Genomic DNA, 17,378 nt, shown 5'->3' on the forward strand with positions numbered 1-17,378 from the left:
ACATCGCCGCACGCGGTGAGACGGGCTGGGCAGTGAGTCACGCTGCCTGACGCGGACCAAACCGTCGAAACCACCGACGGCCAGGAGCTGCAAGCTCAGTCCCTTCAGGGCTGAGAAGCTGACGCGCTGGTAGCCCGCCAGACCGTCCCGGAATGGCAGGCCGCCCTGGACGCCGTCCAGCGACTCGAGCACGTCGGCCCGGGCCCGGTGGGCTACTGGGGGCTCTCGCTCGGATGCGGACTCGGCGTTCCGTACGTGGCCGCCGAACCCCGGGACCGCGCGGCGGTGCTGGGCCTCGGCGGAGCCTCGGCCTCCGCCGAGGCCGCCGCGCGGATCACCGTCCCCGTGGAGTTCCTGGTGCAGTGGGACGACGAACGAGTGCCGCGGGCACAGAGCCTGGCCCTGTTCGACGCCCTGGCCTCACCTGAGAAAACACTGCACGCCAACCCCGGCGAACACGCGCGAGTCCCAGCCTTCGAACTGGACAGCACACTCCGCTTCTTCTCCCGCCACCTCACCTGACACCACAGGTCCGCACCGCGCACGTGATCCGCCGCCACGTGATTGAGTGAACGCCGCCTGCTTCGGCGCCCGACCCGCACTGTGCCGGAAAGCCAGGGCTTCAGCTACGGCGACAAACCGCCAAAGACGGAAACAGGCGCTTCAGCATCGGCGAGAAGAACGACGACGAACCCGAACAGGAACTTCGGCGCCCAAGAAGAACGGCCGGACAGCCGAAAGCGGAGGCGGGTGGGCGTTCCGGCCGACTTAAGACCGTGCCAAGTACCCCCGCGCCCGTAGGAGGCCGAAGGCGAAAATCACCAGACCCCGGGCAATCGCGGTCGGCCGGAACGCCCACCCGCCTCCGCGGCCCGCACGGGGGTCGGCCCGCACGGGGGTCGGCCGGGACGGGGGTCGGCCGGACGGCGGTCGGGCGGCACGGCGGTCGGCATGGGCCGGTCGGAGGCCCGAACGACGGCCTACGGCCGCACTTGCTCCAGAAGCTTGGCCTCCACCTCGGGGTCAAGCCCGACGGGAGGGCGATCGGCCCGCGTGGACGGCAGGCCGGGCAGGCCGCGCAGCCAGGCCCAGGTGTCGGCCACGGTCTCCTCGACCGGACGGCAGCGCAGTCCCGCCGCGACGGCCTTGGACACGTCGCCCTGGTGCATGGCGCCGTGGGTCTCGCCGTGCAGCCAGATCGGCAGGTCGGTCCATTCGGCCACCCCGGCCGCGAGGATCGTCTCGGGCTCCGCCCACTGGAGCCGGGCGTCGGAGCCGGTCACCCGGACACAGGTCTCCAGCAGCTCGCCCATGGTGGTGAAGGCGGGCGGGCTGACCGTGTTGTAGGGCCCGCTCAGGCCGCGCTCGGCGGCGGCCAGGCACCACAGGGCCAGGTCGCGGGCGTCGATGTACTGCAGGCCGAGGTCGGCGGGGCCGGGGGCGAGCACCGGACCGCCCCGGGCGACGCGGTGCAGCCACCACGGCAGCCGGCCGATGTTCTCGTGCGGCCCGAGGATCAGCCCTGCCCGTGCCAGCAGCGCCCGGTCGCCGAACGCCGCCACGGCGGCCAACTCGCCGCCCATCTTGGCGCGGGCGTACTCGAGCGCGATGTCGTCGTCGGGGGAGCCCTCGACCAGGGGCGCGGTCTCGTCGGCGCCCGGTGGCGTGGGGTAGTGGTAGACCGAACGGGTGGAGACGTAGACGAAGTGGCCGGCCCGGTCTGCCAGCAGGCGTGCGGCGTCGCGCACGGCGGACGGCGCCCAGGCCCAGGTGTCGACGACGACATCCCACTCGCCCCGCTCGATCGCGGCCAGCCCGCCGGGCGCCGTCCGGTCGCCGCGCAACGCCGTCACCCCGTCGGGCGGCTCGTGGGTGCCCCGGTTGAACACGCTCACGTCGTGGCCGAGGGACAGCGCCTCGTCGACGAACGCCCGGCCCACGAACTCGGTCCCGCCCAGCACCAGCAGTCTCATGCCCTCACCCTGGCTTACCGGCCGAGCGCCGCGCCATGGGCGCACGCCCTGAGCGGAATCGCCCAAAGCGTAAACAACGTCACCGCCCACGGCCTACGGCTCTCGGGCTCGGACCTGCCGTCCTGCACCGTCGAGCGTCGCGCCGGTCAGGCCCAGGCGCTGTACCCGATGGCGTCCCGGTAGACGGTGGCTGGGCATTCGAGCACCTCGCCGCCGGGCATGTGCAGGTTGAGCCACCCGCCGTTGGTGGGCTTGCAGTGGGTGACGAAGACCGGCCCGGGGTATCGGACGCTCTCGGGCCGGATGCAGTCCACGTCGTACAGCCCCAGAGGGTTGCGGAAGCGGATGGCGCCGACGTATCCCGGATCGGTGCACTCACCGACCATGCGGGCTGCAGCGGAGTCACCCGCCCGGTCGGTCGGCACACCGTCAGCGGCGGCCGGAGCCACCGAGACCCCCGTGGCCAGCGAGGCGAACGCCGCCACGACCATGATCGTGCGTAGGTGGGAACGCACACGAACTCCTCTCTCCATCCGCTGGCATCCAGCGGCTGAGCGTCTGGAACCATCTGTTGTAACACACTGAATCAATGTAGTCACGGATAGTGAAAGACGGAGTGCGACGGACGGACGTCCGCCTCCGAGTCAGGCTCCTGCCTTAGAGGTCGTTCCAAGCCTCGCAGCCCTCGCCAGGCCGCACGGCATCGGCGACCACCGTAAGCACAACTCGCCCTACTGCGGCCCGGCTACCGGCAGGGCGCGTGGGCGAGGTGGATCACCAGAGCTCCGCGTTCCGCTCGTTCCCGATCGTGCTGCGCTGGTTCGAACGACTCCGCTGACGTGGTCCGGGCGGGTGGGCTCACTCCGCGCGGCGGGCGCGGGCGCGGCGCTTGCCCTCGTGCATGGCCTGGACCCGGGCGATCGGGATGGTGTGCCCCTGCTCGACCAGGTCGGCGGGCAGGCGCTGCGGCTCGGGCATCTGCTCGGCCCAGGGGTCGCCGTCACCGAGCAGCTCCAACGCCGTGTGGACGGTGAAGTCGGCCGGCGTCACCCGGTCGAGGTCGTCCAAGGCGACGGGGAAGGACACCGGGGTGCCCGGCCGGATGCGCGGGCTGTAGGCGGCTACCACCGTCGCGCCGCCGGCCCGGGTGGAGTCGAGGAACACCTTGCCCGCGCGGTCCTCCCGGATGAACGCCGTGGTGGCCAGTGCAGGGTCGATCAGCTCGGCGCGGGCGGCCAGGGCCCGGGTGGCCGCGGCCAGGTCGTCCATCGCGGTGCCCTCGACCACCGGGACGAACACGTGCAGCCCCTTCGCGCCGCTGGTCTTCACCGCGCCCGCCAGCCCGGCGTCGTCCAGCGCCTGCCGCACCAGCCGGGCGGCTCGCACGGCCAGCGGGAACGCGTCGTCCACCGGCGGGTCGAGGTCGAGCACGAGGTGGGTGGCGTGCTCGCCGCGGAACAGCGCCGGGTGGTATTCGACCGCCCGCTGGTTGGCGAACCACAGCAGGGTCCGGCGGTCGTCGCACAACGCGTAGGACACCTGCCGCTGCGAGGACCCCGCCCAGACGGACACTGTACGCACCCAGGAAGGAGCGTATTTGGGGACGTTCTTCTGCATAAACGGCGCCTGGCCCGGCCGCACGCGGATCACCGACAACGCGCGGTCCCGCAGGACCGGCAGGATGCGATCACGGACCGCGTCCAGGTAGTCGACCAGATCCCGTTTCGTCGCGTTCGCCTCGTCGAACAGCGGCTGGTCGAGATTGGTCAGCGACACTCCGTCTCGCGTCTCATCGCTGGTCACCCGCCCCACGATGCCGATCTCCGCCGCGCGGGTCAACAACAGCGGATCACGCCGTCCACCCCAAGAACGCCTCACCGGCCGAGACGCCGCCCAGCCAGAGGCCCACCGCCGCGACCGGGACCAGCAGCCCCCACGGCGAGCGCGCTCGTACGGCCCAGACGGAGACGCCCAGCAGCGCCAGCCAGAGCGCGAGCAGCACGACGATCGCCCACAGTGGCGCCACCAGCCCGCTCGCGAGGTAGAACGGCAGCGTGCAGAGATGACCGGCCAGCCCCACCCAGCTCGCGACCCACTTCACGACCGCCTCCATGGTCTCCTCCTCGCCGGTCTCCTCCTCGCCCGCGACGATTGTCGCCCACCTCCCTCGCGCCGCGCGCACGGGTTCCCGGCCCGCGAGATCCGGCAGGCTCCCATCCGCTCGGCGGGCGAGCGGGACGGCGGCTCAAGGAGAGAGGAGGTCGGGGAGCGGCGTCCTGCCGCCCGCGGCGAGAGCGGCCTCAAGGTCGGCGGCGCCGAGCCGGTCCCGGAGAGCCGCGTGCGGGGCGTCGCCGGGGAACAGGCGGGCGCGCAGCTCCGGGTCGAGGCGTTCGGCGGCGCCGAGCAGGACTGCGGCGCGCTCGAAGCGCCCGGTCGCGCGCTCGCACTCGGCGAGCAGGCACAGGCCCGTCATCGTGGCGCGCAGGTCGCCGACGCCGAGCGCGAGTTCAAGGCCCTCGGTCAGCCGGCGCCGGGCCAGGTCATGCTCGCCGCCCTCGGTCGCGGCGCGGCCGAGGCCGAGCAGGCAACGGGCCGTGCAGCGGCGGTCGCCGATCCGCCGGAACTGCCCGAGGAGCGCCGCGTAGCTCGTCGCGGCGCTCGCGTGGTCGCCCCGCTGCTGGTCGAGATGGGCCCGGAAGACCTCGGCGTGCAACCGTTCGTGGTCGTTGCCGCTGAGCCGGGCCAGCCGTCCGGCCTCGGCCAGCCAGGTCGCGGCGTCGTCGAGGCGGGTGTGCTCCTCGATCGCGCGGACGGCCAGCTGGCTGAGGCAGTTGGCCCGCTTCACGTGGTCGCGCAGCCGTCCGAACAGGTCGGCGGCCTCGACCGTACGCGCCAGGGCGGTCGCGGTGCCGCTGCCGGCGTGCCCGAGGGCGGACATCGTCAGGGCGCGGTGCCAGTCGTCGCCCAGCGCCTCGAAGCGGGCCGCCGCGTGTTCCAGGTGGCCGGCGGCGGCCGCGCGGTCCTCGCCGTACATCTTCACCCAGCCGAGGGCGAGCAGCGCGAGCGCCTGGTCCGGCCCGGCCCCGTCGCCCGCGCGCTCGTACGCCTGCTCGGCGAACGTCAGGGCGCGCCCGGTGTCCTGGTACGCCAGCAGCACGGAGCAGGTGACGGCCGCCCGGACCCCGAGCGAGCCGGCCGGCAGGGGGCGTTCGAGCAGCCGGTCGATCCAGCCGAACAGCTCGCCACGGGCGCCGAGGATCTCCCACCCCGTCCCGACGCCGGCCAGGAACTCCCACGCGGGCACGGTGTCCGGCCGGTCGAGGGCCCAGCGCATCGCGGTCCGCAGATCGCCCCAGTGGCGGTCGAACCAGCGCATCGCGCTCGCCTGGTCCCGCCCACGCAGGTCGGGCAGCAGGCTCACGCCGTGCCGGAGGTGGTGGCGGGCATGCTGCTCGCGGGCCGTCTCGGCGCCGCCGCGGGACACCAGCCGCCGGTGCGCGAACTGGCGGACGCTGTCGAGCAGGCGGTACTCGGTGGTCTCGTCGCGGCGGCGGCGGGAGATCAGTGAGCGGTCCAGCAGGCGAGGGAAGAGCCGGACGAGGTCGGCGGAGCCCAGCGGCGGGTAGGCCAGGACCTGCGCCGCCGTGTCGTAGTCGAACTCCCCGGGGAACACCGAGCACCGCTCGAACAGCGTCCGCTCGCCGTCGCCCAGCAGGTCGTGGCTCCACTGGAGGGCCTCCTCCAGCGTCCGGTGCCGCCCCTGCGCCCCGTCCGTCAGCAGCGCGAACCGGTCGTCCAGCCGGCCCAGCAACTCGGCCGGCGAGAAGAACCGGATCCGGGCCGCGGCCAGCTCGATGGCCAGCGGCAGGCCGTCCAGCCGGCGGCAGACCATCGCGACGTGCCGGGCGTTGCCCGGGGTGACCTCGAAGCCGGGTGAGACGGCGCTCGCGCGGTCCGCGAACAGCCGTCCGGCGGCGGCGCCGAGCACCACCGCCGGATCGTCGGTCTCCTCGGGCACCGGCAGCGGCGCGACCTCGTAGACGACCTCCCCGGCGACGCCGAGCGGGCCGTGGCCGGTGGCCAGCACGTGCAGCCGCTCCGTGGTGGCCAGCAGGTCGGCGAGCAACGCCGCCGCGGTGCCGGTGACGTGTTCGCAGTTGTCGACCAGCAGCCAGTGGCGGCCCTCGGCGAGCGCCTCGCGGATCAGGGACCGCAGCCTCCGCTCGTCCCCGGACACGCCCAGGGCGTCGGCGAACGCGCGCTCCACGTCGTCCCCAGGAGGGACGGAGGCGAGATCGACCAGCACGGCGGGCGGCAGCGTGGACACCGACTGCGCCAGCCGCAACGCCAGCCGGGTTTTGCCGGTGCCCGCCGGGCCGGTCAGCGTCAGCAGCCGGTGCGTTCCAAGCAGCCTGACCAGGTCGTCCGTCTCCTGGTCACGACCCACGAACGACGACAGCGGCCGGGGCAGTACGGTGCCGGGCTCCCGGCGGGCCCGCAGCCGCACCGCCGTGTCGACCAGCGCCAGCCGGCTCGACCCGCCGAGCTTGCGCAGCAGGGACGACACGTGGCTCTCCACGGTCCGCTCCGACACCTGGAGGCTGTCGGCGATCTCCCGGTTGTGCAGGCGGTCGCCCACGAGCCAGAAGATCTGGAGCTCGCGCGGCGTCACCCCGGCCGCCCGCAGCGGATCGGCATCCATGGAACGGAGTATCCGCTATTTCCGTACTGAGCACGGATGTGGATGATCGCGCCCCCGGTGTCCAATGACCGGGCGACCCCTTTACCGGAAGGCAGGCATGATGAGCGAGTCCGTCAAGCAACTGGTGGCACGCGCCCGCGAGCAGGTCCGCAACCTGTCCGTGGCGGAGGTGGCGGCAGCCCTCGAAACCGGCACCGTGACGCTGGTCGACCTCCGCGAGCCCGACGAGGTCCAGCGCGAGGGCGCGATCCCCGAGGCGGTGCGGGCGCCGCGCGGGATGCTGGAGTTCTGGGCCGACCCCGACAGCCCCTACCACCGCGCGGAGTTCGACCCGTCGGCGCCGACCATCCTCTACTGCGCCTCCGGTGGCCGGTCCGCCCTCGCCGCCCGCACCCTGCAGGCGCTCGGGTACGCCGACGTCTCGCACCTCGATGGCGGGCTGGCCGCCTGGAAGGCCGACGGCCGCCCGGTGACCTTCCGGGCCGGTGACGCGTCGTGAGCGGTTTCCTCGCCGTCCCGCCTCTGACGGCCGAGGGACGGAAGGTGTTCGACGAAGACATCGCCGAGGTCGGCTACGTGATGAACCTGTCCCGGCTCTGGGCCTACCAGCCGGACGTCCTCAACGGGCTGTTCGACCTGATGACGGCGACCGGCGCGGTGCACGGGCTGGGCCTGCGGGGACGCGGCGTTCTCGTCACCGCCTGCGCTTCGGCGCTCGGCGACTCATACTGCTCGCTGGTGTGGGGCGGCCGGCTGGCCACGCAGTCCGACGCCCTCACCGCGGCGGCCGTCCTCCGCGACACCCTCCCTCCCGGCGACGCCCCGCCGGTCGGCGACGCTCTGCCGGGTGGTGATGCTTCGATGGGCGGTGGTGGCCTGACGGCGGGTGAGCGGGCGATGGCCGACTGGGCGCGCGCGGTGGCGCGCGATCCCAGCGGTACGAGCGCGGCGGACGTGCGGAGGTTGCGCGAGGCCGGGTTCGATGACGCCCAGATCTTCGCGATGACGGTGTTCGTCGCGCTGCGCGTCGCGTTCTCGACGGTCAACGCCGCGCTCGGGGCGCGCCCTGACGCCGAGCTGCGCGCCACCACCCCTGCGGCCGTCCTCGACGCCGTCACCTACGGCCGCCCCATCTCCGACGCCTGAGGGCCACCCACGGACGTCCCGGCCTGCTCGTGGCCGGTACGGGCCCGTTTGAGGTGGCTCGTCGTCGGCGGACGGATCACGGCAGGGGCGGGCACGGCCGTTCGTGTCAGAGAGTGGTTTCGGGGAGTGGGGTGGCCGGGTCGGCGAGCCGGGCGCGGTCGACCGGGCGGCCGGAGCGGATCAGCTCCTGGATGGGGCTCGTGACGTCCCAGACGTTGACGTTCATGCCGGCCACCACCCGGTCGCCGTCGAGCCAGAAGGCGATGAACTCGCGGGAGTCCAGGTCGCCCCGGACGACGACGTCGTCGTTGTGACCGGGCCGGGTGAGGCCGGTGTATTCCATGCCCAGGTCGTACTGGTCGGTGTAGAAGTACGGCAGCCGGTCGTACACGGCGTCCTGGCCGAGCATGGAGCGGGCGGCGACGGCGGGCTGGTTGAGGGCGTTGGCCCAGTGCTCGACGCGGACATGGGCGTCGTACAGCGGGTGGTAGGCGTTGGCCACGTCGCCCGCGGCGAAGATGTCGGGGTCGGAGGTGCGCAGCCCGGCGTCCACCACGATCCCGTCGTCCACCCTGAGCCCGGCGGCGGCCGCGAGGCCCGTGTCGGGGGCGGCGCCGATGCCGACGATGACGGCGTCGGCCGCGACGTGGGCGCCGTCGGCCAGCCGCACCCCCGTCGCCCGGCCGTGCTCGCCGGTGATCTCGCTGACCTGCACTCCGAGCCGCAGGTCGACGTCGTGCTCGCGGTGCAGCGCGGAGAAGACGGCGGCGATCCGGGAGCCGAGCACGCGCAGCAGCGGCTGCCGCTCGGCCTCCAGCACGCTGACCCGTACGCCGGCGGCGCGGGCGGCGGCGGCCACCTCCAGGCCGATCCAGCCTGCGCCGACGATCGCGACGCTGGAGACGGCGGCCAGGGTGTCGCGCAGCCGCTCGCTGTCGTCGACGGTGCGCAGGTAGAGGACACCGTCGAGGTCGGCGCCGGGCACGGGCAGGCGACGGGGTGTGGCGCCGGTGGCCAGCAGCAGCTTGGCGTAGCCGAGGCGTTCGCCGCCGGACAGGCCGAGCGCGTGGCCGGCGCGGTCGATGGCGGTCACCTCGGTGCGCAGGCGCAGGTCGACCTCCTGGCTCTGGTACCACGCCGCGTCGTGGACGAAGACCTTGTCTCGCTCGGACTTGCCCTGCAGGTAGTCCTTGGACAGCGGTGGACGCTCGTAGGGCAGGTGGGGCTCCGCGCAGGCCAGCACGAGCCGGCCGTCGTACCCCTGCTCGCGCAGGGCTTCGGCGGTCTTGGCGGCGGCCAGACCGCCACCCGCGATCACGAATGTCATGATTCAGACTCCTGTCGGGTAGATGCCGGGCTCGACGCGCGAGCATCACCTGCTGCCTCTTCACGGGCGTCGCCCACGTCGGCTACCTTCCCGGCGGGCGCATCGTAACCCTGTCGACGTTCGCGCGCCCTCACCGGACGCCCGCACCCTCAGAAGGAGCCTCATGGAGATCTGGATCAATCCCGAGTGTTCGAAGTGCCGTTCCGCGCTGTCGATCCTGGACGCCGAGCAGGCCGACTACACCGTGCGCCGCTACCTCGACGACCCGCCCGACGAGCACGAACTGCGTGAGGTGCTGGCCAGGCTCGGGCTCGAACCCTGGGACATCACCCGGCTCGGCGAGCCCGTCGCGACCGAGCTCGGCCTGGCCGGCTGGTCGCGCACCCCGGCCGACCGTGACCGCTGGATCGGGGCGCTGGCCGCCCATCCGATCCTGATCCAGCGCCCGATCATCACCGCGGCCGACGGGCCGTCCGTCGTGGCCCGCACGGAGGAGGCCGTCCGCTCGACACTGTGACCGGCGGCGCCAGGTCGTGGGCAGGCTCGTCATGAACCGGGGCCCGCAGTGGATAGATTGGCCGGATGCGCGCCTTAGTGATCACCGGGCCCGGCGAGGCCGGTGTTCGGGAGGTCGAGCCGCCCGAGGCGGGCCCCGGCGAGGTGGTCGTCGACGTCGAGCGGGTCGGGGTGTGCGGCACCGACGTGGAGCTCTTCACCGGCACCTTGCCCTACCTGCACACCGGCCAGGCGGCCTACCCGCTGCGGATCGGCCACGAGTGGTCCGGCGCCGTGCGCGCGGTCGGCGACGGCGTGGACCCGTCCTGGCTCGGCCGCCGCGTCACCGGCGACACCATGCTCGGCTGCGGTCGTTGCGCGCGGTGCGCCGCCGGGCGCGGGCACGTGTGCGCCGACCGGTACGAGATCGGCATCCGGGGCGGCTGGCCGGGCGCGCTGGCCGAGCGGCTGCCCGTGCCCGTGACCGCGCTGCACCCGCTGCCCGCCGCCGTGGACCCGGCGCTCGGCGCGCTCGTCGAGCCCGGCGGCAACGCGATGCGCGCCGTGCGGGGCGCCGGTCTGGCCCCCGGCGAACGGCTGCTGGTGCTCGGCCCCGGCACCATCGGGCTGCTCGTCGCCCAGATCGCCGCCGCCCGCGGCGCCGAGGTGCACCTGCTCGGGCAGACCGCGAGCTCACTGGCCTTCGCCCGCTCGGTCGGTTTCGAGCAGGTGTGGACCCGGGAGACGCTGCCCGCCCTGCGCTACGACGCCGTCGTGGACGCCTCCAACGCGCCCGGCCTGCCGGCGCTCGCCGTCGAGCTGGTCGAACCGGGCCGCCGGGTGGTCTTCGTGGGGCTGGCCGGGACACCGAGCCCGGTCGACACCCGTGCCGTCGCCCTCAAGGACGTCACCGCGGTCGGCGTGCTCGGCGCCTCCGCCGGGCTGGCCGAGACCGTCGAGCTGTACGCCTCGGGCACGGTCGATCCGCGCCCGCTCGTCGCCGCGACGGTAGCGCTGGACGAGGTCGCCGCCGTCCTGGCCGGCCGCCGTCCGCCGGAGTGGGGCGACGCTCCCAAGGTCCACGTGGACCCGCGCCGCTGACGCCGGCCCCGAGGCCGCCTCAGCGGCTGTGCCGGTCGTCGCTCCAGATCGAGGACGTGTCCACGTACGGCCGCAGCAGCGCGGTGAGCTCGGCGTCGCCGCGGCCGTTGAGTTCGTCCGAGGCGATCTTCCGTGCCGCGCCCGCCAGCAGGTCGGCCACCTGGATCCGGGGGTCGCAGCGCGAGTCGACGAGCGTCAGGCCGGTCAACCGGCCGCCGGGCTCGCGGGCGTGGAGCAGCTCCTTGAGCCGGCCGATCCGCTCGTCCGTCAGCAGCGTCTGCCTGTCGTGCACCACCGCGACGGATCTGCCGCCCGCGCCCCAGTAGGCGACCGCGCCGACGATGGCCGGGATCAGGGTGTCGAGGGCGGGGATCACTCCCGGGTCGGCGAGCAGGCGTTCGCGGAAGGCGGCCACGCGCGGTCTGGCCAGCCACAGCAGCTCCATCGCCTCGCCGGCCGGGCTTCGCGCGCCGGACCGGCGCAGGTCGTCGACCAGGTCGAAGAACGCCGTGACGGACGCGGGCGCGCTGCGGTGGTTGGGGGCCCGCATCAGGCCGTTGAACGCGGCTAGAAAGGACTCCCACCGCTCGGCTCCGTACGCGCGCGGACCCTCGCGGCGCAGGGTGGCGGTCATGGACCGGGCCCGCCGGTCCTGGCGCAGGCCGATGGCGGGCGGGTAGGGCGCCTCCGTCACCAGCAGGTCGACGACCCTGCCGACGACGAAGAACGTCTTGTCGGTCAGGTGCACGTGAGCGTGCCCGAGCAGCGGCCCGCGCGGGCCGAGCAGCCAGATGAGCGCCTCGCGGTGCTTGGCGCGCCGGAGGATGCTGAACTTGTACTCCGTGGTCGGCGACGGCGCCCGGTCGCGCGTCTCCTCGATGCACCGGGCCGCGAGGTCGGCGCTCAGGCGCACGCTGGCATGGGCGAAGACGTCGGTGTTGCCCCCGATGAGCTTGTCACCCTCGGAGCCCGACTCGTCGCAGGCGATCTCGAGGACTCCGCCCGCGTGCGTGCTGTCTTCGCGATGACCCGTCAATGCCCTGTCTCCCAGCGGGGAGGACGCGTCAGGAGATGCCCTCCCCGTGGTCCGCCTGCGCAGCATCATCGTCCGTTCCGTACGGATCCTCCACGGATTTTCCGGTTGCCGCGTGGTGCCGGACTGTGAACCTTCCCGGATCGGGCCGCGTATCCCCGGGTAACCATCAACCTTTTGCCGGACGGAAAGGGCGATCATGCGGGTGCGCGCGCGGCGGGTGTCGGGGGTCCGGTCGGCCGTGGTGGCCGTGGTGGCCATGGCGCTGTGCGTCCCCTTGCTGGGCGCGTGCGCGCCGGCCGGCGGAGAGCCCGTCGCCGCCGCCGGTGTGGCGGCCGAGGTGAACCCCGACGTGCAGTTCTCCCAGGAGATGATCCCGCATCACCGGCAGACCATCCGGATCGCCGAGCTGGTCGCGGACCGGAGCACCGACGCGTACGTACGGAAGCTCAGCGAGAAGCTGATCGCCGACGAGCGCGCCGACATCGAGCTGATGGAGTCGTGGCTGCGGTCGTGGAAGGCGCAGGTGCCGCCGGAGGGCGCGGACGACGGCCACTCCATGCCCGGCATGATCTCCGCCGCGCAGATCTCGGTGCTGGAGGGGCAGTCGGGCGCGGAGTTCGACCGTACGTGGCTGACGCTGCTGGCCAAGCACCTGGACGCCGGCGTCGAGATGGCCCAGACCGTGCAGACCATGGGCAGTCACAAGCCGACCGTCGACCTCGCCGGCGAGCTGATCAGCGGGCAGAAGGCGACGATCGCCGAGATCGTCAAGCGGGTGGGCTGACCTCGTCCCGTGTATGAGCGTCGAGACCGGCCGTCAGACGAACGGCTGGGCCATCTGGGTGAGGTATTCGTCGATGACCTCGTGCAGTGGACACGTCCGCTGCTCCTCGACCCAGAGGTGGGTGCCGATGCGCAACGTGACGAGGAAGGCGGCGGCCATGAGGCGCGGCTGGATCACGGCGTCGCCTGGCGCCGCGCGCTCGGTGATGGCCTCGGCCAGCTCGCGTTCGAGCGCGGCGTGGTTGGCCAGTTGCCTGGCCAGGAGCGCGGGGTGTTTGCGGGCCAGCCGGGTGCGCGCGGCCCACTCGTGATCAGGGGCCCCCACCTCGCGGTAGACGTCGTGGATGGCGGCGCGCATGGCCTGCCAGGGCCGCTCGGCGGAAGGCCGGGCGCGGATCCGCTCGACCAGTAGCCGGACGCGTTCCTCCTCGCCGTAGAGGACCGCGTCCTCCTTGCCGGCGAAGTAGTTGGAGAAGGTGCGCCGGGAGATGTTGGCCGCGTCGGCGATGGCCTCGACGGTGACGGCGTCGAAGCCGTGCTCGACCGTCAGCCGCAGCGCCGCCTCGTGCACGGCCTGCCGCGTCTCGGCCTTCTTGCGCTCGCGCAGCCCCACCTGGATGTCCATGTTGCGGTAAGCGTACCGCGAGTCAGACATATATGCCCAATGCGCAAAATTGCCCATTGGGCATATATGCTGGCTCCTTGTCACAGAAAGATCACCAGGGGGAGGACGCGCGTGAGCGCACCTACAGCCACGGCCGCACCATCTGAGCCGATGACCCATCGGCAAGTGCTCGAAGCGCTCAGCGGGCTGCTGCTCGTCTTGTTCGTGGCCATGATCAGCGCCACGATCGTCTCGGTCGCGCTGCCGCAGATCATCGGCGCGCTCGACGGCACCCAGTCGCAGTACACCTGGGTGGTCACCGCCTCGCTGCTCGCCTCGACGGCCTCCACGCCGATCTGGGGCAAGCTGGCCGACCTGTTCAGCAAGAAGCTGCTGCTCCAGGTGGCCATCGTCATCTTCATCGTCAGCTCGGTCGCCTGTGGGTTCGCGCAGGACACCGGCCAGCTGATCGCCTTCCGGGCGCTGCAGGGGCTGGGGATGGGGGCCCTGCAGGTGCTCGTACAGGTCATCATCGCGGCGATGATCAGCCCCAGGGAGCGCGGCAGGTACAACGGCTACCTCGGCGGCGTCATGGCCGTGGCCACCGTCGGCGGGCCGCTGATCGGTGGCGTGATCGCCGACACCTCCTGGCTCGGCTGGCGCTGGTGCTTCTTCATCTCGGTGCCGTTCACCGTGATCGCCTTCGCGCTGCTGCAGAAGACGCTGCGCGTGGCCACCGTCCGCCGTCCCGACGTCAAGATCGACTACGTCGGCGCCACCCTGATCGCCCTCGGCGTCAGCGTCCTGCTCATCTGGGTGACCTTCGTCGGCAACTCCTTCGACTGGATGTCCTGGCAGACCGCGGCCATGGTCGGCGGCGGCGTGCTGGTCCTCGCGCTGGCCACCTGGGTGGAGACGAGGGTCGCCGAGCCGGTCGTGCCGCTGCACGTCATCCGCCGTCGCACCCCGGCCCTGGCCATCCTGGCCAGCCTCGCGGTCGGCATGGCCATGTTCGGCGGCTCGGTCTTCCTCGGCCAGTACTTCCAGATCGGGCGCGGCTACAGCCCGACCGAGGCGGGCCTGCTCACCATTCCCATGATGCTCGGCGTGCTGCTCTCCTCCACGATCTCCGGTCGCATGATCTCCAAGAGCGGCAACGTCAAGCCGTACATCGTCACCGGCGGCATCGTCCTCACCATCGGGTTCCTCGGCCTGTCCACGCTGGACCACGAGACGTCGCTGGTCTTCGTCAGCGCCGCGATGATGCTGGTCGGCGTCGGGGTCGGCATGTCCATGCAGAACCTCGTCCTGGCCATCCAGAACACCGTCCCGCTCAACGAACTCGGCGCGGCCAGCGGCGCGATCACGTTCTTCCGCTCGCTCGGCGGCACCATCGGCGTCTCGGTGCTGGGCGCGATCCTGGCCAACCAGGTCGCGACCAGCATCGTCGAAGGACTGGCCAAGGCCGGCATCAAGGCCGAGGCCGCGGGCGCAAGCGGCTCGCTCAACATCGCGCAGATGCCGGAGCCGCTCAGGACCATCGTGCGCGCCGCCTACGGCGACGCCACCGGGCACATCTTCCTCGTCTCCACCGGCATCGCCGCCCTCGGCGTCATCGCCACCCTGTTCCTCAAGCCGACGCGGCTGCGCGACAGCGTCGACCTGAAGCCCGCTCCCACGACCGGCGAGACGGCCGTCTCCGCGAGCCAGGAGACGACCCGCGCCTGACCGGGAGGCCGCCGGCGGCGCCGGCGGCCTGGCTGCCGCGCTGTCCCCGCGTGAGGCCGGCCTCAGCGTGCAGCCGGCTGATCCCGCGAGATCTGCATGACGACCGCCTTCGGCTCGGTGAAGAACTCCCGGCCGAAGTCGCCACCCTCCCGGCCGATGCCGGAGTCGCCGACACCGCCGAAGGGGGCGCGCAGGTCGCGGATGAAGAAGCAGTTGAGCCAGACCGTGCCGGCCCTCAGCGCGGCCGAGACGCGGTGCGCCCGGTTGACGTTCTCGGTGAAGAGCATGGCGTTGAGGCCGTAGGGGGTGCCGTTGGCCAGGGCGACGGCCTCCTCCTCGGTGTCGAAGGGCAGCACGACGACGACCGGTCCGAAGATCTCCTCCCGGCAGTGCCGGGCGGACGGCTCCAGGCCGACGATCACGGTGGGCCTGACCGCCCAGCCCTCGCCGAGCCCTCCGGTGAGGATCGTGCCCTCGCCGACGTCCGTCACGTACGAGCTGACCTTGGCGAAGTGCGTCTCACTGGCCAGCGGGCCGAGCTCGGTGGCCGGATCGGACGGGTCGCCGGAGACCAGTGCCTCGGCCTTCTTGACGAAGCGGCTCAGGAACTCGTCGTAGACGGCACGTTGCACGAACAGCCGGCTGCCGGCCAGGCACACCTGCCCGGCGTTGCGGAAGATGGCCTCGACCGACCAGTGCACGGCGTTGTCCAGCTCGGCGTCGGCGAAGACGATGTTCGCTCCCTTGCCGCCGAGCTCCAGGCTGACCGGGGTGAGATTGGCCGCCGCGGCTCCGGCGATGACCCGGCCGGTCGCCGACTCCCCGGTGAAGGTGATGCGATCGACCCGGGGGTCCTCGGTGAGCGCCTGGCCCACGGAGTCGGGGCCGAACCCGTGCACCACGTTCAGCACGCCGGGCGGCATACCGGCCTCAAGGGCCAGCCGGGCGAGCAGCGTCGCCGACACCGGGGTGTCCTCGGCCGGCTTGAGGACGACCGTGTTGCCCCAGGCCAGTGCGGGAGCGATCTTCCAGCTCTCCAGCATCAGCGGGAAGTTCCAGGGCGCGATCGCCGCCGTCACCCCCGACGGCTCGAAGCGCGTGTAGGCGTGGTGCCCGGAGTCCATCGGGAGGAGCTGGCCGGTCGACAGGCGGGCGTGGTCGGCGAAGAACCGGAAGTTGGCGGCGGCCCGCTGCACGTCGTGGCCGCTCTGGGTGACCGGTTTGCCCATGTCGCGGGTGTCGGCCAGCCTGATCTCGGCCTGACGTTCCTCCAGCAGGTCGGCGAGCCGGTGCAGGATCCGGCCGCGTTCGGCGTACCCCATCCGGGGCCACGGCCCCTCGTCGAAGGCCCGCCGGGCCGCGGCCACGGCCACGGCGGCGTCGGCCGGGTCGCCCAGGGCGGCCTCAGCCCAGGGCTCGCGGGTCCACGGGTCGACGCTGGCGAACCGCCGGCCGTCGAGCGAGTCCACTTCGCGGCCGTCGATGATGTGGCCGTGGTAATCGGTCATCGCGTTGCCGACCTTTCCGCGATCGTGACGTCGCCGGCGGCCCAGTGGGTGGCCGGGATCTCCCGGACGATGACGCGCACGCTCTCCTTGGGGGCGCCGATGGAGGTGACCACCGCGTCGGTGAGGCCGGAGATCAGCGCCCGGAGGTCCTCGGCGGTCCGGCCCTGGATGAGGGTGACTTCAACGAGCGGCATGCGCACCACCTGAGACGAACACGGCACCGAGACGTCGTCCAGGATTCACGTTCTCTCCATGCCTGTGCGTACGTGAGCGGACTCGAAAGCCATGAAACATGACTATCCCGGACCGAAATATTTATGATCGGATACTAGTTGTGGCGCGTCGCGGACATCAAGGTGTCGCCACGGCCGGAAATCGAGGAGGGTTACGGCGAGATGACCTGGCCCCTGTCGACCTGGGCGGTCTCGATGGACTCGCGCAGCTTGTCCAGCAACGCGGTCAGAGCGCGGCGGTCCTCGCCGTCGAGCCGCCAGACGAGCGCCTCCAGATAGCGCCAGTGCGACGGCAGGAAGCCCTCCAGGAATCGCTCGCCGGTGGCGGTGTTGGCGATGAGGTAGGAACGGCGGTCGTCGGGGTTGATCCGCCGCTCCACGAAGGACCGCTGCACGAGCCCGTCGATCACGCTCGTCAGGTTGGCCGGCCGGATGGAGATGGCCAGTGCCAGCTCGCCCATGTTCAGCGGCCGGTCCGCCCGGTGCAGCACGTTGAGGATGTTGAACTGGCTGACCGACAGCCCATGCCCGGAGAGCTCGGCTGCCCCGGCGCGGTCGAACGCCGACATGGCGCGGTAGAGGGTGAGGGTCAGCGTCAGCAGGTCGGGGTCGAAGCCGGGCCCGTGCTCGGCCTGCGCTCGGGCGACCTGCCACTCGACCGTCGACTCCTCCGGATCGGTGTCATGGGACACGCCCGCCTCCAGCTCGTTGTCGGCGTGGCCGGCACCCTGCGGCGCCGGGG

The 17,378-nt window shown here is 72.4% G+C and carries 19 protein-coding genes; 7 read left to right on the forward strand and 12 right to left on the reverse strand.

Annotation, left to right across the window (positions count from 1 at the left end):
• Positions 1-192 (reverse strand): hypothetical protein (locus AC5L3X_RS38155; protein ID WP_494863588.1); only part of this gene is annotated, 192 nt, incomplete at its 3' end.
• A gap of 63 nt (positions 193-255) precedes the next feature.
• On the opposite strand from AC5L3X_RS38155, the gene AC5L3X_RS38160 reads away from it, so the two are divergent.
• Positions 256-522, forward strand: a complete 267-nt coding sequence (locus AC5L3X_RS38160; protein ID WP_494863590.1) for a hypothetical protein — start codon at positions 256-258, stop codon at positions 520-522.
• A gap of 458 nt (positions 523-980) precedes the next feature.
• Here AC5L3X_RS38160 and AC5L3X_RS38165 read toward each other — a convergent pair whose 3' ends face one another.
• The 5 genes from AC5L3X_RS38165 to AC5L3X_RS38185 all read right to left on the reverse strand — a co-directional run bounded on the left by AC5L3X_RS38165 (position 981) and on the right by AC5L3X_RS38185 (position 6,675).
• Complete coding sequence (locus AC5L3X_RS38165; protein ID WP_494863592.1) at positions 981-1,973, reverse strand: NAD-dependent epimerase/dehydratase family protein; 993 nt, start codon at positions 1,971-1,973, stop codon at positions 981-983.
• A gap of 146 nt (positions 1,974-2,119) precedes the next feature.
• A complete protein-coding gene (locus AC5L3X_RS38170; RefSeq protein WP_189124453.1) occupies positions 2,120-2,488 on the reverse strand; it encodes a hypothetical protein in 369 nt (122 codons plus the stop codon).
• A gap of 343 nt (positions 2,489-2,831) precedes the next feature.
• Complete coding sequence (locus AC5L3X_RS38175; RefSeq protein WP_494863594.1) at positions 2,832-3,776, reverse strand: DNA polymerase domain-containing protein; 945 nt, start codon at positions 3,774-3,776, stop codon at positions 2,832-2,834.
• A gap of 46 nt (positions 3,777-3,822) precedes the next feature.
• Entirely contained in the window at positions 3,823-4,086 is a 264-nt protein-coding gene (locus tag AC5L3X_RS38180) for a hypothetical protein (protein ID WP_494863596.1), read from the reverse strand.
• A 132-nt stretch (positions 4,087-4,218) separates the two neighbouring features.
• Positions 4,219-6,675, reverse strand: coding sequence for an ATP-binding protein (locus AC5L3X_RS38185; RefSeq protein ID WP_494863598.1), 2,457 nt, complete (start codon positions 6,673-6,675; stop codon positions 4,219-4,221).
• Positions 6,676-6,775: 100 nt separating this feature from the next.
• On the opposite strand from AC5L3X_RS38185, the gene AC5L3X_RS38190 reads away from it, so the two are divergent.
• Positions 6,776-7,174 (forward strand): rhodanese-like domain-containing protein, encoded by a 399-nt coding sequence (locus AC5L3X_RS38190; protein WP_494863600.1) that lies wholly within the window; start codon positions 6,776-6,778, stop codon positions 7,172-7,174.
• Entirely contained in the window at positions 7,171-7,821 is a 651-nt protein-coding gene (locus AC5L3X_RS38195) for a carboxymuconolactone decarboxylase family protein (RefSeq protein ID WP_494863602.1), read from the forward strand. The genes AC5L3X_RS38190 and AC5L3X_RS38195 overlap by 4 nt, the downstream gene beginning before the upstream one ends.
• Before the next feature lie 106 nt (positions 7,822-7,927).
• Here AC5L3X_RS38195 and AC5L3X_RS38200 read toward each other — a convergent pair whose 3' ends face one another.
• The gene (locus AC5L3X_RS38200; RefSeq protein ID WP_494863604.1) at positions 7,928-9,148 is read right to left on the reverse strand and encodes an NAD(P)/FAD-dependent oxidoreductase; all 1,221 of its coding nucleotides are present in this window, start codon (positions 9,146-9,148) and stop codon (positions 7,928-7,930) included.
• Between the two features lie 163 nt (positions 9,149-9,311).
• On the opposite strand from AC5L3X_RS38200, the gene AC5L3X_RS38205 reads away from it, so the two are divergent.
• Together AC5L3X_RS38205 and AC5L3X_RS38210 are read left to right on the forward strand one after the other, a co-directional pair.
• Positions 9,312-9,665, forward strand: a complete 354-nt coding sequence (locus tag AC5L3X_RS38205; RefSeq protein ID WP_494863605.1) for an ArsC/Spx/MgsR family protein — start codon at positions 9,312-9,314, stop codon at positions 9,663-9,665.
• A gap of 65 nt (positions 9,666-9,730) precedes the next feature.
• Positions 9,731-10,744, forward strand: a complete 1,014-nt coding sequence (locus AC5L3X_RS38210; protein WP_494863607.1) for a zinc-dependent alcohol dehydrogenase — start codon at positions 9,731-9,733, stop codon at positions 10,742-10,744.
• A gap of 19 nt (positions 10,745-10,763) precedes the next feature.
• On the opposite strand, the gene AC5L3X_RS38215 is transcribed toward AC5L3X_RS38210, so the two are convergent.
• Positions 10,764-11,780, reverse strand: coding sequence for a hypothetical protein (locus AC5L3X_RS38215; RefSeq protein ID WP_494863609.1), 1,017 nt, complete (start codon positions 11,778-11,780; stop codon positions 10,764-10,766).
• A 196-nt stretch (positions 11,781-11,976) separates the two neighbouring features.
• Here AC5L3X_RS38215 and AC5L3X_RS38220 point away from each other — a divergent pair, with 196 nt between their 5' ends.
• A complete protein-coding gene (locus tag AC5L3X_RS38220; RefSeq protein WP_494863611.1) occupies positions 11,977-12,564 on the forward strand; it encodes a DUF305 domain-containing protein in 588 nt (195 codons plus the stop codon).
• Positions 12,565-12,597: 33 nt separating this feature from the next.
• Here the strand turns inward: AC5L3X_RS38220 and AC5L3X_RS38225 are convergent, their stop codons facing one another.
• Positions 12,598-13,188, reverse strand: a complete 591-nt coding sequence (locus AC5L3X_RS38225) for a TetR/AcrR family transcriptional regulator (protein ID WP_494863613.1) — start codon at positions 13,186-13,188, stop codon at positions 12,598-12,600.
• A gap of 150 nt (positions 13,189-13,338) precedes the next feature.
• On the opposite strand from AC5L3X_RS38225, the gene AC5L3X_RS38230 reads away from it, so the two are divergent.
• Complete coding sequence (locus AC5L3X_RS38230; RefSeq protein ID WP_494863615.1) at positions 13,339-14,895, forward strand: MDR family MFS transporter; 1,557 nt, start codon at positions 13,339-13,341, stop codon at positions 14,893-14,895.
• Positions 14,896-14,957: 62 nt separating this feature from the next.
• Here AC5L3X_RS38230 and AC5L3X_RS38235 read toward each other — a convergent pair whose 3' ends face one another.
• The 3 genes from AC5L3X_RS38235 to AC5L3X_RS38245 all read right to left on the reverse strand — a co-directional run bounded on the left by AC5L3X_RS38235 (position 14,958) and on the right by AC5L3X_RS38245 (position 17,328).
• Positions 14,958-16,403, reverse strand: a complete 1,446-nt coding sequence (locus tag AC5L3X_RS38235; RefSeq protein WP_494863617.1) for an aldehyde dehydrogenase — start codon at positions 16,401-16,403, stop codon at positions 14,958-14,960.
• Positions 16,400-16,597: a 2-hydroxymuconate tautomerase gene (gene thmT, locus AC5L3X_RS38240; protein WP_189124441.1), complete on the reverse strand. Its 198-nt coding sequence runs from the start codon at positions 16,595-16,597 to the stop codon at positions 16,400-16,402. Before thmT ends, AC5L3X_RS38235 begins: the two co-directional genes overlap by 4 nt.
• A 191-nt stretch (positions 16,598-16,788) precedes the next feature.
• A complete protein-coding gene (locus AC5L3X_RS38245; RefSeq protein ID WP_189124440.1) occupies positions 16,789-17,328 on the reverse strand; it encodes a MarR family winged helix-turn-helix transcriptional regulator in 540 nt (179 codons plus the stop codon).
• Between the last annotated feature and the right edge of the window lie 50 nt (positions 17,329-17,378).

It is taken from the genome of Nonomuraea sp. CX421, assembly GCF_059358955.1.

What these genes read in the sequence shown, in the direction of transcription:
- AC5L3X_RS38180 (WP_494863596.1), bottom strand. Translation starts at nt 4,086, where the DNA reads ATGGAGGCGGTCGTGAAGTGGGTCGCGAGCTGGGTGGGGCTGGCCGGT.
- AC5L3X_RS38185 (WP_494863598.1), bottom strand. Translation starts at nt 6,675, where the DNA reads ATGGATGCCGATCCGCTGCGGGCGGCCGGGGTGACGCCGCGCGAGCTC.
- AC5L3X_RS38235 (WP_494863617.1), bottom strand. Translation starts at nt 16,403, where the DNA reads ATGACCGATTACCACGGCCACATCATCGACGGCCGCGAAGTGGACTCG.
- AC5L3X_RS38165 (WP_494863592.1), bottom strand. Translation starts at nt 1,973, where the DNA reads ATGAGACTGCTGGTGCTGGGCGGGACCGAGTTCGTGGGCCGGGCGTTC.
- AC5L3X_RS38230 (WP_494863615.1), top strand. Translation starts at nt 13,339, where the DNA reads ATGACCCATCGGCAAGTGCTCGAAGCGCTCAGCGGGCTGCTGCTCGTC.
- AC5L3X_RS38200 (WP_494863604.1), bottom strand. Translation starts at nt 9,148, where the DNA reads ATGACATTCGTGATCGCGGGTGGCGGTCTGGCCGCCGCCAAGACCGCC.
- AC5L3X_RS38220 (WP_494863611.1), top strand. Translation starts at nt 11,977, where the DNA reads ATGCGGGTGCGCGCGCGGCGGGTGTCGGGGGTCCGGTCGGCCGTGGTG.
- thmT (WP_189124441.1), bottom strand. Translation starts at nt 16,597, where the DNA reads ATGCCGCTCGTTGAAGTCACCCTCATCCAGGGCCGGACCGCCGAGGAC.
- AC5L3X_RS38225 (WP_494863613.1), bottom strand. Translation starts at nt 13,188, where the DNA reads ATGGACATCCAGGTGGGGCTGCGCGAGCGCAAGAAGGCCGAGACGCGG.
- AC5L3X_RS38205 (WP_494863605.1), top strand. Translation starts at nt 9,312, where the DNA reads ATGGAGATCTGGATCAATCCCGAGTGTTCGAAGTGCCGTTCCGCGCTG.
- AC5L3X_RS38210 (WP_494863607.1), top strand. Translation starts at nt 9,731, where the DNA reads ATGCGCGCCTTAGTGATCACCGGGCCCGGCGAGGCCGGTGTTCGGGAG.
- AC5L3X_RS38190 (WP_494863600.1), top strand. Translation starts at nt 6,776, where the DNA reads ATGAGCGAGTCCGTCAAGCAACTGGTGGCACGCGCCCGCGAGCAGGTC.